Annotated in this window: 14 protein-coding genes; 11 read left to right on the forward strand and 3 right to left on the reverse strand. The window is 54.8% G+C overall.

Annotated features, from left to right (window positions below):
- Nucleotides 1–287: 287 nt before the first annotated feature.
- From LIO98_RS07150 to LIO98_RS07195, 10 genes are all read left to right on the forward strand, one after another.
- Complete coding sequence (locus tag LIO98_RS07150; protein WP_363304105.1) at nt 288–1,715, forward strand: hypothetical protein; 1,428 nt, start codon at nt 288–290, stop codon at nt 1,713–1,715.
- Between the two features lie 39 nt (nt 1,716–1,754).
- Nucleotides 1,755–2,753 (forward strand): membrane dipeptidase, encoded by a 999-nt coding sequence (locus LIO98_RS07155; protein WP_291954772.1) that lies wholly within the window; start codon nt 1,755–1,757, stop codon nt 2,751–2,753.
- Nucleotides 2,754–2,777: 24 nt separating this feature from the next.
- Nucleotides 2,778–4,367 carry an ABC transporter substrate-binding protein gene (locus tag LIO98_RS07160; RefSeq protein WP_291954775.1) on the forward strand — a complete coding sequence of 530 codons (1,590 nt, stop codon included), beginning with the start codon at nt 2,778–2,780 and terminating at the stop codon, nt 4,365–4,367.
- Between the two features lie 121 nt (nt 4,368–4,488).
- Nucleotides 4,489–5,409 (forward strand): ABC transporter permease, encoded by a 921-nt coding sequence (locus LIO98_RS07165; RefSeq protein ID WP_291954778.1) that lies wholly within the window; start codon nt 4,489–4,491, stop codon nt 5,407–5,409.
- Nucleotides 5,410–5,423: 14 nt separating this feature from the next.
- Nucleotides 5,424–6,260, forward strand: coding sequence for an ABC transporter permease (locus LIO98_RS07170; protein WP_291954781.1), 837 nt, complete (start codon nt 5,424–5,426; stop codon nt 6,258–6,260).
- 12 nt (nt 6,261–6,272) lie between these two features.
- Nucleotides 6,273–7,274 (forward strand): ABC transporter ATP-binding protein, encoded by a 1,002-nt coding sequence (locus tag LIO98_RS07175; RefSeq protein ID WP_291954783.1) that lies wholly within the window; start codon nt 6,273–6,275, stop codon nt 7,272–7,274.
- Nucleotides 7,267–8,241, forward strand: a complete 975-nt coding sequence (locus LIO98_RS07180; RefSeq protein ID WP_291954786.1) for a dipeptide ABC transporter ATP-binding protein — start codon at nt 7,267–7,269, stop codon at nt 8,239–8,241. The genes LIO98_RS07175 and LIO98_RS07180 overlap by 8 nt, the downstream gene beginning before the upstream one ends.
- Before the next feature lie 21 nt (nt 8,242–8,262).
- Nucleotides 8,263–9,435: a Xaa-Pro peptidase family protein gene (locus LIO98_RS07185; RefSeq protein WP_291954789.1), complete on the forward strand. Its 1,173-nt coding sequence runs from the start codon at nt 8,263–8,265 to the stop codon at nt 9,433–9,435.
- A gap of 174 nt (nt 9,436–9,609) precedes the next feature.
- Nucleotides 9,610–10,488: a MurR/RpiR family transcriptional regulator gene (locus tag LIO98_RS07190; protein ID WP_291954792.1), complete on the forward strand. Its 879-nt coding sequence runs from the start codon at nt 9,610–9,612 to the stop codon at nt 10,486–10,488.
- Between the two features lie 151 nt (nt 10,489–10,639).
- Nucleotides 10,640–11,629, forward strand: a complete 990-nt coding sequence (locus tag LIO98_RS07195) for an ornithine cyclodeaminase family protein (protein ID WP_291954794.1) — start codon at nt 10,640–10,642, stop codon at nt 11,627–11,629.
- Nucleotides 11,630–11,743: 114 nt separating this feature from the next.
- Here LIO98_RS07195 and LIO98_RS07200 read toward each other — a convergent pair whose 3' ends face one another.
- Nucleotides 11,744–12,145, reverse strand: coding sequence for a helix-turn-helix transcriptional regulator (locus LIO98_RS07200; RefSeq protein WP_291954796.1), 402 nt, complete (start codon nt 12,143–12,145; stop codon nt 11,744–11,746).
- 526 nt (nt 12,146–12,671) lie between these two features.
- Here LIO98_RS07200 and LIO98_RS07205 point away from each other — a divergent pair.
- Nucleotides 12,672–13,589, forward strand: a complete 918-nt coding sequence (locus LIO98_RS07205) for a Synerg-CTERM sorting domain-containing protein (RefSeq protein WP_291954798.1) — start codon at nt 12,672–12,674, stop codon at nt 13,587–13,589.
- A gap of 222 nt (nt 13,590–13,811) precedes the next feature.
- Here the strand turns inward: LIO98_RS07205 and LIO98_RS07210 are convergent, their stop codons facing one another.
- Both LIO98_RS07210 and LIO98_RS07215 read right to left on the reverse strand, forming a co-directional pair.
- Entirely contained in the window at nt 13,812–14,666 is an 855-nt protein-coding gene (locus LIO98_RS07210) for a Bro-N domain-containing protein (RefSeq protein ID WP_291954800.1), read from the reverse strand.
- A gap of 214 nt (nt 14,667–14,880) precedes the next feature.
- Nucleotides 14,881–15,570, reverse strand: a complete 690-nt coding sequence (locus LIO98_RS07215; protein ID WP_291954802.1) for a GntR family transcriptional regulator — start codon at nt 15,568–15,570, stop codon at nt 14,881–14,883.
- Nucleotides 15,571–15,730 lie beyond the last annotated feature (160 nt).

Here is a 15,730-nt window from a genome sequence, read left to right on the forward strand (position 1 = left end):
TCATAAAAAACGGTAAGGTTATAGACGGAACCGGCGCCCCGGCCTATAGGGCGGATGTAGGGATTACGGGCGACAAGATCTCGGCTGTCGGCGTCATCGGTGATGATGGTTCTCCGTCCATTGACGCGGAAGGCCGCTGCCTCTCTCCCGGATTCATCGATACGCACTCCCATGCCGATTGCTCCATGTTTTTATACCCTGACTGTGAAAGCTATCTCAGACAGGGTATTACCACATTTATTGGCGGGCAGTGCGGTGACTCGAATGCGCCGATATTTAACTGGTGGATGCGTAAATACTGGGAATACGACATGTGGAACGATATTGACCCATTCGTATTTTCGCCCAGGACGATACAGCCTGTCGAAAGGGTCCTTCGGACGGTATATGAAAAGACTGGCCGCCGGATAGAGTGGCGCTCCTTCTCAGAATATGCGGAGCACGTCGCGAAACAGGGGCTTGGCTGCAATATGATAACTCTCGCGGGGCACAGTCAGATACGCGCCGATGTGATGGGACTCAGCCAGCGGCGCCCTCCCGACGGTGAAGAGATGAAGAAGATCAAAGCGCACATCGACGAGGCTTTTGAGGCCGGAGTTTGGGGGCTGTCGACGGGACGCGATTATCCGCCGAGCGCCTACGCTGATTTTGACGAGATCGTCGAGCTCGCGGAGTATGTGAGAGACCTCGGCGGGTATTACTTTACGCATTGGCGAAGGACGGGGCCGCGTGTCGGCACGCCGGAGAGGCCCAACCGCCTAGCCGGTATCACCGAGCCGCTTGAGATCGCGCTCGCGACGGGGATAAAGACGCAGATATCGCACCTGGCGACAGGCTTTGAGATATATCCCGAGGACCCGCGTATGGATGCCTACGCCGCGCGGGTCACGCTGGAGCATATTGACGGTTATATCGCCCGCGGCGCTGACGTGGCCTTTGATGTGATCCCCGGCAACAGCGGCGGGATATGCACGACGCCGTATCTTGCCTCGCTGTTTATGCCCTGGCTCAAGGAGGCGGGATCTCTTGCGCAGTTCATCAAAAATCTCGGCGCGCGGGACTATCGCGAGAGGCTGCTGGCGCTGCTCCAGGCAGGCGAATGGTATGCCGTCAATCCGAATGTCTGTCCCTCGTGGGATTTGAAAATTTACATCACCGAGAGCTCCCGTGCGGCGGTGGGGATGAATATCCGTGAGATAGCGCGCGCGGCGGGGCGCAGCTCGCTTGAGACGGTCTTTGACCTCCTGCTCGCCGAACCGCGCATCAGGATCATGAAATATGACAAGTCTGACGAGGAGGTACGCGGGCTGCTCTCGCATCCACGCGGCTTCGTCTGTACCGATACATACGCGACGGACCTTAACGGCATGTACGGCAACGGTATGGAGATACCCGAGGTGCTGCCTCATCCGCACACATACTGCGCATTTCCGAAGTATATCCTCAAGTACGGCGCAGGTACGCTTGAGGAGCGTATCCACAAACTGACGGGAGCGCCCGCCGCCTTTATGGGTATCAAGGGACGCGGTGTGATCGCCGAAGGTAATTACGCCGACCTGCTGGTGATCGACTGCGAGAATTTAAGGACGAATGAAAATTATATAGAGCCGCGCGTATATCCGCAGGGTATAACGCATGTCATCGTGAACGGCCGTGAGGCGGTAACGCCGGAGAATGCCGCCGTCCGCCGCGCGGGCCGTATTCTCAGGAAGTAACGTTTGAAACAAAAACAGATAAAAAGGAGTCTTAACATTATGGATGATCTCTACCTTATTGACGGCTGTACATTTACCGAGGGCGTATTCATCGGTCTTTCTGAGAGGGTGAAGAAGTCGCTCCTCACCGCCTTTTTTCTCACTACGCCCGGCGAGAACGACGGTTTCCGCGAGTGCGTGTCGAAGATCGGCGGTCTCTATAACTTTGCCGACCGTCCGGACAGCGGCTTTATAATCGCGCGCACCGCCGACGATATCGTGAGGGCGAAGAAAGAGGGCAAAAAGGCGCTCATCATCACCTTTCAGGACCCGCAGCCGGTGGAGAATTCGCTTGATAAACTGCGCACGCTCTATGAGCTTGGCCTCCGCGTGATGCAGATGACCTACAACAAGGCCAATTACATCGGTACCGGCTGTATCGAGAGCGTTGACGGCGGTCTCACCGACTTTGGCAGGGAGGCTCTCCGGAAGATGAACGAGCTGGGTATTGTCGCGGATGTTTCGCACTGCGGGCACAAGACGACGCAGGATGTCCTGAAATACAGCGGGAAGCCGATCGTCATTTCGCATTCTTGTCCGCTGGCGCTTACCGACAACGTGCGCAATAAGACGGACGAGGAGCTGCGTATGTTAAAGAAGAACGGCGGAGTTATCGGGATTTCTTCCTGGGGGCCGCTTTGCTGGAAGAACGATACCGTTAAAGGGCGTCCGTCGCTCGCAGACTATGTGGATCACATCGACTATGTTGTGAACCTTATAGGCATAGACCATATCGGCTATGGCAGCGACAGCACTCCTGACGACACGAAGGACGAGAAGGGGCTTTTTACGCAGTCCAGCTTCTACGCTCCCGTTGTCGACGGTTACAACCGGGCGGTGGGGATCGACCCGGCGACGCGTTACGCGGTGGGGGTGGATGGACCGTGGGATTTGGAAAACGTCTTCGCGGAGATGCGCCGGCGCGGATACTCCGAAGAGGATATTTATAAGTATGCCGGAGGCAATTTTATGAGGGTTTTACGGGAAAACTGGAAATAAAAAGGAATAAAAGGGGGATTTGCGATGAACAAGAAGTTACTTATAGCTTTGGTCTGCATCATTATTGCAGCGGCGGGATATTTCCTCTTTGGGCAGAAACCGGCCGCCGAGAAGAGCGCGGATTCGTCGTCGGAGTACCGGGACACGATCATATTCGCGACAAACACCGATATTTTGACGCTTGACCCGCAGATACAGAACGATACCACGACGGAACAGGTCGTGCGGATGCTTTACAACAACCTTCTTAAGTTTGACGACGAGGGAAATATCGTCGGCGATCTCGCGGAGGAGTGGGGTCCGTCCGAGGACGGCCTCACCTGGACGGTCAAGCTCAGACAGGGCGTGAAGTTCCATAACGGCAAGGAGATGACCGCCGCCGACGTGAAGGCCACCTTTGAGCGCGCGATGCACGCGAAGGCCGGCGGCCTGCGCACGACGGAGATCATCAAGATGTTCAAGTCCGTCGACGCTCCGGATAAGTACACGGTGACTATAACGACGGACAAACCATACGGTCCGATGGAGGCGCTGCTGTGCAACCTCTCGCTTGCCGTGATGGACGCGGAATTTATTAATAAGTACGGGCTAGACCTCGGCAGCAAGACGGAGGCGGAGAACGGCACCGGCCCCTATAAGATCGCCTCCTGGACGAAGGATGACGAGGTCGTCATCAAGCGGTTCGGCGACTACTTTGACGGTCCGGCATTTACTCAAAAGATCGTCGTCAAGCCGATCCCCGAGGCCGCTTCGCGCGTTATCGCGCTTGAAAACGGCGAGGTGGACGTCATCAGCAACATCAGCGCCAACGACCTTGCGACACTCGAAGAGCACGAAAGCATAAAGGTCATGAAGGTCCCGACGATCAGCCAGCGCCTCTTCCGCTTTGGCTGCAACGACCCGATAATCTCCAAAACAAAGGTTCGTCAGGCGATAATCTACGCGATAGACAGACAGGCGATCATAGATTCTCTCTTCGCCGGCACGGTGTACCCGTCGACGGCGCCGCTCGCGCCCGTCACCTGGGGTTATACGAACCTTGGCGAGATCAAGCGTGACACAGAAAAATCAAAACAGCTGCTCAAAGAGGCCGGATATCCAGACGGATTTGAGACTAAGATCGTGACCTGCGAGAGGTATATGAAGGGAACGCAGATGGCCGAGGTTCTAGCATCGCAGCTCGCCGAGGTGGGCATTAAAGCGAAAATCGAGGTCTGGGAGTGGAGCGCCCTTTCCGCGAGCTGGGACGGCGTGAAAAAAGAGGATTTTGACCAGCCAATATTTGTCATGGGATCCGGCCCCTCGATGAGGGATGCGGACGGCGGTCTTCGCGGCCTATATACGACATCCGAGAGCGGCCTCAACGACCGTAATTACGGCTTTTATTCGAACGCCGAGGCAGACAGGCTAATATACGCGGGTATGAGCGAGACTAACAAAGAGAAACGCGCGGAGCTTTACGCCGAGGCTGAGAAAATACTGTACCTCGACGACCCCGCGGCCTTCTGGTTATTCGATATGTACGGCATGTGCGCGATGAGCGGCAAGGTCGAGGGGGTAAAGGTAAGCGCTATCAACAATATCACCTTTGAAAGGGCGCGTGTCAAAAACTAGCAGTGCCTCTACTGCAAAAAAATATCAATGCGGCGGTTCGCGGCGGCCATGCCTTCCGCGGACCGCCCAACACCCGGCGGCATTCGCCGGACCTTTCAATAACGCTGAAAGGAGTTTGAATATGCTCTCATACACAATAAAGAGAATCGCGCAGATCATACCTGTGATGCTCGTCATCTCTCTGCTGGTATTCCTGATGATGCACATGATACCAGGCGATCCGGTAAAGAACATGATGGGGCTTGAGGCCTCCAAAGAGGTGGTAGAAGCGGAGCGGGAGAGGCTGGGCCTTAACGACCCGCTGCCTGTACAGTATTTGAATTTTATGAAGAACGTCGTGAGGGGAGACCTTGGCACCTCGATCTTTTCAAAAAAGTCGGTGACGAAGGAGATACTTGATCGTTATCCCTATACGGCGAAGCTCGCCCTCGGCGGCACAATATTCGCCGCGGTGGTCGGCGTTCTTATTGGAATAACCTGCGCCGTCAGGCGCAACAGCGTCACCGACAGTTCGCTGGTGGTATTGTCGCTTGCCGCGGTATCCACGCCGTCGTTTTTTCTCGCACTCATAATGATGCTATTTTTCTCGCTGAACCTCGGCTGGCTTCCCAGCATCGGCCTAAAAACGCCGCTTCATTATGTGCTGCCCGTCATTACGCTTGGTATGCAGTCGGTCGGCCTCATTGCCAGGACGACCCGCTCGGCGATGCTTGACGTGCTGACGCAGGATTACATCAGGACGTCGCGTTCACGAGGAATCCCGAACAACATCATCATCTACAGCCACGCGCTCAAAAACGCGATGATCCCCGTACTCACTGTGGTAGGTCTGCGCTTTGGCGGACTGCTTGCCGGTTCGACCCTCATCGAGACCGTCTTTTCGATACCGGGCATCGGTCGTTACCTCGTAGACGGCGTCCTCAAGCGGGATTTCCCGGTAGTTCAGGGAACGGTGCTGGTCCTCGCCGTGACCTTCGTCGTCGTCAACATGCTTGTCGACCTTCTCTACGCGGCGGCAGACCCGCGAATCAAGTATGAATAGGAAGTGAACGGATAATGGACGCACAGGTATTTAAGAGATTTATAAAAAACAAAGCCACCATCGTCGGCAGCATAATCCTTTTGTTCTTCTTCTTCATCGCTCTCTTTGGGCCGCTGCTCTGCCATTACGACCCCAACACCATTGACCTGAAGAGCGTCTACCAGCATCCCAGCGCGGAACACCTGCTAGGTACCGACAATCTTGGGCGCGATATGCTGACGCGCATCATCGTCGGCGCGCGCATCTCGCTGCTTGTGAGCTTCGCGGGCACGATCATCGGTTCCCTTATCGGCGTAGCGCTGGGCGTCGTCGCCGGTTACTACGGGGGCCTGCTTGACTCGCTTGTGTCTCGCTTTGTCGACCTTCTGCTCGCCTTCCCGGGACTGCTGCTCGCGATCGTCGTTGTGGCTATCCTGGGGAACGGTATCGTCAACACCATCGCCGCGATCGCCTTTTACTCGATACCCTACGTCGCGCGTATGGTACGCGGCATTGTCATCACCCTCAAAAACTCGGAATATGTGCAGGCCTGCCGTGTGATGGGGGCCTCTGACCTTAGAATAATCATCACCCATATCATTCCGAACTCGATGTCCCAGATCATCGTCAACACGACGCTGAACCTTGGCACGGCGATCCTCACCGCCTCTTCGCTCTCTTTCCTCGGCCTCGGCGTTACGCCGCCGCATCCGGAATGGGGCGCGATGCTTAGTCAGGGACGCGAGGTCATCCGCTATTTTCCGCTCGCGGCGATCATTCCCGGCGTCGCCATCACGCTTGTAGTACTGAGCTTCAGCATCGTCGGAGACGGCCTGCGCGACGCGCTCGACCCAAAACTCAAGAACAGCTAAGGGGGAGCGGCAATGGCCAAACGTATTTTAAGAGTAGAAAACCTGAAAACAACATTCTTCACCGACGAGGGAGTGATCCCCGCCGTCGACAACGTAAGCTTCCATCTAGACGAAAAGGAGACTCTGGCAATCGTCGGGGAATCCGGCTGCGGGAAGACCGTTACCTCCCTCTCCATACTGCGCCTCATCCCCTATCCTCCGGGAAAGATAACGGACGGGCACATCTATTACAACGACAGAGACCTCCTTGCTCTGAGCGAGAAAGAGATGCGGTCGATACGCGGCAACGATATTTCGATGATCTTTCAGGAACCGATGACCTCTCTCAACCCGGTGTTTACCGTCGGAGCGCAGATAATGGAGTCGCTGATCGTACACCAAAACATGTCCAAGGCCGACGCGAGGAAGCGCGCCATCGAGATGATTCGGCTCGTCGGCATACCCGCGCCGGAAAAATGCGTCGACTACTATCCGCATCAGCTCAGCGGCGGGATGCGCCAGCGTATCATGATCGCGATGGCGCTTGCCTGCCGTCCGAAGATACTAATAGCCGACGAACCGACCACGGCGCTGGACGTGACGGTACAGGCGCAGATACTGCGGCTGATGATCGAACTCAAAGAGAAGACAGGCACCGCGATAATCCTCATTACGCATGATCTCGGCATCGTCGCGCAGATCGCGGACCGCGTCAATGTTATGTATGCCGGAGAGACGGTGGAGTTCGCCGACGTGAGATCCATTTTCAGGGAACCGCTGCATCCCTACACCGTGGGGCTGCTCAAATCGCTGCCTAAGATAAACGAAGAGCGGGATAAACTTTATAACATCAAGGGGGCGGTGCCGAGCCCGAAGAACTATCCCCAGGGCTGCCGCTTCTCACCGCGCTGTGAGCGTGCGGCGGAAAAGTGCCGCAGCCAGAAACCGGAACTCTTTGCGGCCGGGGAGGGGCGCTGCGTGCGCTGCTGGCTCTACGAAGATAAAGAGGGTAAGGGTGTGAAAAACGATGGCTGAACCTTTGCTTGAAGTAAAAGATCTAAAAGTCTACTATCCGGTTAAGGTTAAGGGTGGCGGCCTCTTCAAGACAGAAAAGAAGTTTGTCAAAGCTGTCGACGGCGTCAGCTTTACCGTGGATGCCGGCGAGACCTTCGGACTGGTGGGAGAGAGCGGCTGCGGAAAGTCGACGACCGGCAAAGCCATCGTCAAGCTGCTCACACCGACGGCGGGGACGATCTCCTTTGAGGGGCGCGACCTCTTTGATCTTCCCAAGGAGCTCACAGACGAATATAAGAAGAAGATCCAGATAATATTCCAAGACCCATACTCGTCGCTTGACCCGCGTTTCACCGTGGAGCGCATAATCGGCGAGCCGCTTCTCGTGCACGGTATGACAAACGGCGTGGAACGCCGTTCGCGCGTGCTCAAACTGATGGAGGACGTCGGCATCCGCTCCGAATTCCTGCGCCGCTACCCGCATGAATTCAGCGGCGGTCAGCGCCAGCGAATCGGCGTCGCCCGCGCGCTTGCGCTGAATCCCTCGCTCATCGTCTGCGACGAGCCGGTATCAGCGCTGGACGTCTCAATACAGGCACAAATACTCAACCTGATGCAGGAGCTGCAGGCCAAGTATAACCTCACCTACATCTTTATCTCACACAACCTGAGCGTCGTAAAACATATCTGTGACCGTATCGCCGTGATGTACCTTGGAAATATTGTGGAGCTCGCCGGGAAAAACGAACTTTTCGGCGGGCCTATGCATCCATACACCAAGGCGCTGATGGCGGCCATCCCCGTACCTGACCCGGAGGTCAAGACTCTCTCCGTGCCGCTTGAGGGGGATGTTCCCAGCCCGCTCAACCCGCCGCCGGGCTGCTGCTTCCATACACGCTGCAGGCTGGCCCGCGAGGAATGCCGCGAAGTAAAGCCGCCACTCAGGGATATGGGCGGCGGGCATCTCGCGGCATGTCATCTTCTATAGAAATAACAGGAGGTAAGTGTAATGAAGGCTTCACCTTTACTGCTTTTTCCCGTAAGCGAATATCAGCGCCGCCTGAATAAAATACTCGCGGTGATGGAGAGAGCGGGCTTTGACGCTGTTATTTTGACGAGCGACGAAAATACCTTCTACCTCTCCGGCTTCCGCAGCATCGTGTGGGACAGCAAGGTTTCGACGCCGGGCGCCGTCGTTGTTACGAAGGATGGCGCCGTGGCGCTGGCCACCTCACAGGGCGGCGCGCCGACAGCCGGCGCCACATCCTGCGTCGAGGATATCCGCACATACGGCAAAGATGGTTATCCGACATACGTCAAGGCGATAACTTCGCTGCTTGAGGAGCGGGGCGTAAAAAATGGCCGGATCGGCTTTGAGCTGGGAACGGGGCACAAAATGCACCTCAACTATACGATGACCCAGGAGCTTTTCTCCGAGCTTCACGGCGCGGAGATCGCCGACGCCGCGGCAATTCTCTGGGAGGCGCGCTCCGTGAAGTCGCCGCTTGAGGTCGAGGCGATCGCGAAGGCCTGCGAGATAAACGTCGCCTGCATCCGCAAAGGATTCTCAGAGCTTCGCGAGGGGATGACGGAGATGGAACTCTATGGGAACATCATGGGCGAGTACCTCAAGAACGGCGCTGACAATACGCTGCCGCTCGGACTGCGCGCCGGCGCCGACCGTTATTCGCAGAGCAACTGTCCGCCCTCATACCGGCCGATAATGCGCGGCGAGGTCATCCTCGTCGACGGCGGGCCGATATACCATGGGTATTACTCCGACATCATACGCGAGGCTGTCATTGGCGAACCTACGACACGCCAGCAGGATATCTTTGATGTCGCGCGCGAGGCCTGCTATGTCGGCATCGAGGCTGTGCGGCCGGGCGAACCTATAAGCAGCGTCTGCCGGGCGGTAGACGATTTCTTCGATAAGAGCCGCTTCGCGGAGATCAATATGTACCGTAACTGGTGCGGCCACAGCATAGGAGTCGGCGTCCATGAATATCCGATGCTTGACACCTCAGCCGATGGATTGCTGGAGCCCGGTATGGTATTCGCGATCGAACCCTATATATTTGAAGATGGCAGCGGCAGCCTTGGCATAGAGCAAAACTTCGTCGTCACCGAGAGCGGCTGCCGGATACTTTCTCCCGGATATGACGAACTAATAAGACTTTAAGAGAGCTTGGATGAGACGGGACGCTGACGCGCCCCGTTTTTTTGTCTGTAGACATGATAATTATTTTACTTACAGCTAAAATTATCAAAAAAATATTTGACATATCATAAATATATGATAATATTCAGACGGAATAAATAGTCAATTAATATTATATAAAGGAATGAACAGTCTATGAACAGAAAGGATTGTGAAGGAGGATTACTCGCCGCTATCCGCGGGAAGAGGGCGGCGCTCAGCCCGAGGCAGGCGGCGGTTGCCGATTATATCCTGAAAAACTATCAGAATATGGCCTATGTCACCCTTGCGCAGCTGGCAAAAGAGGCAGGGAGCGGGCACGGGACGATCGTGCGGCTTGCGGAATCACTCGGCTACCCGACCTTCTCCGCGATGCAGGCGGCGCTGCGCGCGGAGATAGAGCGGGCAAAACCGCAGCGGCTGGCTGGGTTCTCTCCGCGTTCGAAGCATGGGACGCGGGTCTATGACACGGTCTTTGAGCTGGAAGACGCGATCATGAGAGAGGCGCACGCGATGATCGACGCCGAGGAATTTGAACTTGCGGCGGCTCTGCTCGCGGAGGCCCCCTCGGTGGTGGTCGCCGCCTCAGGGAGCAACGCCTTTCTCGGGGACTACGCCGCCTACTTCTTGAGCGTGCTGCGCGGCGGCGTCATGAATGTGAAGGTCCCCGATATGGCGGAGATCGAGAATATCTGCGACAGGCCGGCGGGAAGCGCCGCGCTGGTATTCAGCCTTCCTCGCTATCCGCGGGCCGCGCAGGAGATAACTGAGCTGCTGCACAGCCGCGGGATAAAAATTATCGGCATATCCGACGCGCTGAACTCGCCGATCGCCGACAGGTGCGATATTCTCTTCGTCGTGCCGCAGAGGTACTTGTCGTTTATCGATCCGTGCGCGGCGGTGATGTCTCTCGTGCACTCCCTTCTTTACGGGGTCTATTTAAAGACGCGGGAGAGCGGCCGGGCGCGCCTTGATATTTTTGACCGCTCTCTGAAAAATCTTTTTGTGAGGGCCGACGTCTCCGCGCCTGATTAACGCTCTGCCAGCTATGGGCGCAGGTGTGTACGGAGTCCGGCTGCGAAAGTTAAAGATTTTCTATCTCGGCGGTGTTCTGAGATGAAAATAAAACCCGGTGCCTATCAAAGGGCGCAGGAAGAAATCTATCATAATTTAAGGAGGCAGGAATATGGCATACGATGTTCGTTTTATCTCCCAGGCTGACGTGGAATCGCTGGGTATTTCGATGAAAGAGGTAATGGACGGAGTGGAGACCGGTTGGCGCATGAACGGGGAGGGTAAGACGGAGCTGCCCGCGAAGATCGGCATTCACCCGCGCGGCAACTGCTACATCCATGCCATGCCCTGCTGGATCGGCGGCGATACGGACATGGCGGGCATGAAATGGGTTGCCGGTTTCCCGATGAATCTTGAAAAAAGGCTGCCCTATAACAACGGGATATTCGTCCTCAACGACACGGAGACCGGTGTCGTCAAGGCGATAATGGACTGTAACTGGATGACCACCTGGCGCACGGGGGCCGCCGCTGGGCTGGGGGCTAAATACTTTGCCGCGCCCAATTCCGCCGTGATCGCCGTCATCGGCCTTGGAACGATAGGAAAGATCACGCTGCGCGCCTTCAAAGAGGTGCTGCCGGCGATGAAATATATCAAAATTTACGATCCGATGACGGAACAGTACGAGCGTTTTATCAATGAAATGCGGGAACTCCTTCCCGAAGTGGAGTTCATAAAATGCGGTTCGGTGCGTGAGGCCTGCTCGGAGGCCGACGTTGTGACAAGCTGCGCGCCGATCCTCGACCAGCCGCGGCGCTCGGTCAGCGCCGATATGCTGAAAGAAAACGTCTGCTGCATCGCCAGTGATTATGATTCGAGCCTCTGTGCCGACACCGTGAGCGGCGGGCGCTCCTTCGTCTGCGACGACCGCGGCCAGTATCTCTGGACACAGGAGCACGAAGTCTACTTCCAGAACGGTTACCCGCTCGCGGAGGGTATCTACGCCGATATGGGCGAGATAATCGCCGGGAAAAAACCGCCTGTATTGGAGGGGCGCCGCGTCTGTCTGTTCATGGGCATCGCAAGCCACGACGTGATGACCGCGAAGCTGATATTGGAGAAGGCGGCGGAAAAAGACGCCGGGACGATGCTGAAGCTGTAACGCTGCGGTAAAATAAATCGTATGGGATAGACAGTAAGGGGGAGGAGCTTCGCGCTCTTCTCTTTTTTTGCGTTATAGCCAATAAATTTTAGCTACAATTTATGGAAATAAAATCTATTTTTTGCTGATTTCGTGTATGCAGGCGGTAAGAAGCGACATCACGGCGGCCCTTTCTTCCTCGCTCATGTTCGAGCCGTCGTGTTTTAATGTCTCAAAAATTATAGCAAGGTTTAATAAAGGAGAGCTTCCTCGTGTTATGCCCGTATATTCATCCCTCCTTGCCGAGGTCTGTGCCTCCGGCGCCGGCGGCAGGGGGTCGTCAGTCTCTCCCACAAGGTAAGCGGAGGTGGTGTTGAGCAGCTTCGCAAGCTCGGCCAATATATCTGCCCTGGGTACGCGCACCCCGGTCTCCCAGTTGATGATCGAGTTCCGCGAATACCCTGACTCCTCTTCCATCCGGTATTGACTCCACCCCAAACGTTCCCTGCTGATTTTAAGCCTATCGCCAATTGCCATTTTTCTCACCTACCATACGAATAGGCTACATGAATGGTATGAATATTTATAGACATAATAAATCAACTACAACAGTAGACATACGTATTCTAATAGGATAAAATAACGACATCAAAAATAGGCTGTAAATAAAAACGTATCAGCGAACAAAATATTTTTATCGTCAAAAATATCAAATATCGGACCATTAAAAGGGGAGATTGGCATAATATCCAAAAAACTGACCGCAGCATTTTTTATCTCATTATGCGCCTCCGTGGCCCTGCTCTTTTTCCTGCTCAGGGACATGAGCGGCTTATACACTGTTTGTAAGTGAAGGTCTATCCAGACCATTTACCAATAAAGGGGAGGGGATGAAGGTTTCAAATGGGACTCCAGCAGCGGAGATATTGTCAGCGTAGATGAAACAGGTAAAATCACTGCACTAAAGGTAAGTGCTGAACCCATTACCATTACCGCGACAAGCACATTAAGCAGCCTCAAAGGGACATGCATCGTCACCGTACGTGAAGCGGGCGACGTAGTCGTGACACCGGCGGAGATCTCGCTTAATATCGGCGGTATGGAAACATTAACGGCGATATGTGACCAGGGAGAAACCATCAGATGGAGCTCCGCTAAGGAAGCCATCGCGACTGTGGACGAAAAGGGAAATGTAACCGGTGTTGCCAAGGGCGAGACGGATATAATCGCAACCGGCATTAGCAGCGGCAAATCGGGCAAATGTCACGTCGTAGTATCTGAAAAGCCTGTCACGCCTCCCATCGAACCGATCAAACCGGTCCTTCCGGTCGTCTCCGACGATGTAAAGGAAGAGGTAAAACCGGTAGTTGGCGAGACGGAGACTGACACTGCGGAGGCCGCCGCCAAGCTCGACGGCATTACGGAAGATATGCTTGAGATAGACAAGGACGAAATCGTAGCGGTAAAGGCGGATACGGTGGTCAAGGTCGTTGAAAATATAGCGACGCTGGAAAACGTCACCTCCGCCGACGTGCTTCCGCTTCCCGTGTTCACGGCGAAGGTTGACAGCAAAAAGACGGTAATGATCAGCTTCTCCCTCGCCGGTGCGGATTTGAAGGCGGCAAAGCCGGAAGACGTTAAAGTGCTGAAGATACTGGGCGCGGACAGCGGCAGACTCTTCAAGTACGCTTCGGAGATCACGGCCGATATGGATGAAAAATTCACCATTCAGAAGGTGGACGGAACGATATTCAAGGGCGCGATAGAGGGAAGCGAGACGTATATTCTCTCGATCTTCATCAAAGACGGCGGCGCCTATGACCTTGACGAGGCCGACGGCCTGGTAGCCGACCCCGCGGCGATACTTGCCACAAAGACGGTAGAGCCGCACCACGGCGGCTCCAGCAGCGGCTGTAACGCGGGATTTGCGGGACTGCTTCTGCTTGTCGCGATTCCCTTTATTTACCGCAGGAAGAGGTAGCGCTGGGAGTTTAAAAAAGACAAGATATGAAGATCAGGGCGGCGGATGTTTCGCCGCCCTTTTCGCGTCTCACCGGCAATATACGCGGAATATAAAGCGGGAATCCTTTTGTCCGTACCGCGTGGCTGTGAAATTGTCATTTTAACCGCCGGTCAATTAGTTTTGCAACGGCAGGGAGCGGAAAAATACCTTAATGATTATACGGTGATTTATACAAAAAATTTAGGGCTGTGAATCGTCTTTCTCGATCTCTCCGACCAGCTCGATAACGTTGGTGAAGTCTATTGCGTTCTGCTTGGTGATGACCGGGCGGCCGGTCTTTGTCTCTATCTCCTTCCTGGCATTTCCCGCCACCTGCCCGCCCTGACGTGCGACATTGGCGTTCTCATTAAATGTCTCCGGCTTCACGGTCTTGGATATCTCGGTCGTAGTCGCTTCAGCGAGCATATTCAGCACCAGCTCCAGGTCGCTCATGTTGTCGCGGAGATTTTCTTTCTTGAGTCCTTTGAGGCTCTTGTACTGTCTTGTCGTCATCCCCGCCCACGCTTTCGTTATCTCGTCGGTGAGGATGGCATATTCCACGCCTTTCTTAACGCCGCAAATATCCCATTCGGCCGTGAGGTCGTTGCGGATACGTATCGAGAGCAGCCGCTGATGAATCCATTCTTTTGTGTAGCCCTTTTTCAGATATGTCTCAAACGCGCGGTCGATGGCCAGCTCCGGGTCCGCCGTCTCTTCGATGCGCTCCGCGCCGACGCGCGCGAGCCAGAGCTTGAAGGGTTCCGCCTTTGGGGAAGGTATCGATTGAATCAGACGGAGAATATCCTCGGTAGAGGCGACGTCAGTCAGGCGCATTTTGCCGTCTGCGGCTCTCATCTTCAAACCGTGACAATTTGTCACGGTTTCATTTCCTTCGGCCTTGAGACGCTGTTTCAATTTTCTCCAGTATGCGGCAGGATCGGCGCTGCCGGTGAGTGCGCCTACAATATCCACAACGGAGAAGTACCACTCTTCCTCTGCCTCCACCCAAACGGAACGTATTTTTTTATTTTCAAATAGGGCTATTTTGTCTGACATTATATCTGCCTCCGTTTAAAAAATAGCTCGTATATCCACCATCAAACCCCAGTATACTTATAATATCTCAGACAATAATTCTGCGCGGCGGCCTTTTGTCCCATTTGCGGGTATACATATATACTACAAACACATTAGGATGAGGTAAAAAGGCCCGGACTCTTACCGGCAGAGAATAATCCTGCCGCGGCCTTAGACGGTTGAAATAACTGGCCTACATGCGTCCCTTTCTCTGTTTCCAAAGCTTGAGATAGGCCCGCATCGCATCACGCAGGTGTACGGAGGTGGCGTGCGCCGCCCCCTCGTAGTCTTTTTTCTCCACGAGGCGGATTATCTCGGCGTGTTCCTTGAGCGCCTGTTCGGTGCGCGAGGCCTCCTTAAAAGAGGTGAAGCGGAAGGTGCGCAGGTATTTCTGCGTCGTTCTTATCTGTTCCTTGAGCCGCGGCATCTCGCAGCTGTCATAGATGCGTTCGTTGAACTTCGCCGTCCAGCGGCATACCATCTCGATGTCGCCGGCAGCGTGGGCCTCTTCGGCCTTGCGGCAGTACATCTTGAGCTCCTCGAGCTCTTCCTTTGATATTTTATCGATCACGATCTTTATCGCGCAGACCTCGAGCGCTTCGCGTATCGTATAGTATTCGCGGATGTCGTTTTCCGTATATTCGGCGACGATAAGTCCCTTGCGCAGTATCTGGTTGATGAGCCCCTCGCTCTCAAGCATCCTCAGCGCTTCGCGTACGGGCATGCGGCTCACGCCAAGCTGGTCGGCTATCTCCGTCTCTATCAGCCGCTCGCCGCTGGGGATGTCTCCGTCGAGTATCTGCTTGCGCAGCAGGTTGGCGACCTCCGCCCTCAGTGTGCTGCTCGGCGCTATATCCAGCTCCGCATCCAGTTTTATTGCCACAGCGCTGTCCCCCTTGTCCTATCTTCCAACTTATATGATAAGTAAATACTAACATAAAAAAAAATATTCGCCAGTAGTAAAATAGGAGAAATTTTTGTTTTTCAATATTGACTTTCCTCTCCGTAGGGATATTATATATCTACCGAGGTTAGATGGATAC

It is taken from the genome of Cloacibacillus sp., assembly GCF_020860125.1.
GTDB lineage: Bacteria > Synergistota > Synergistia > Synergistales > Synergistaceae > Cloacibacillus.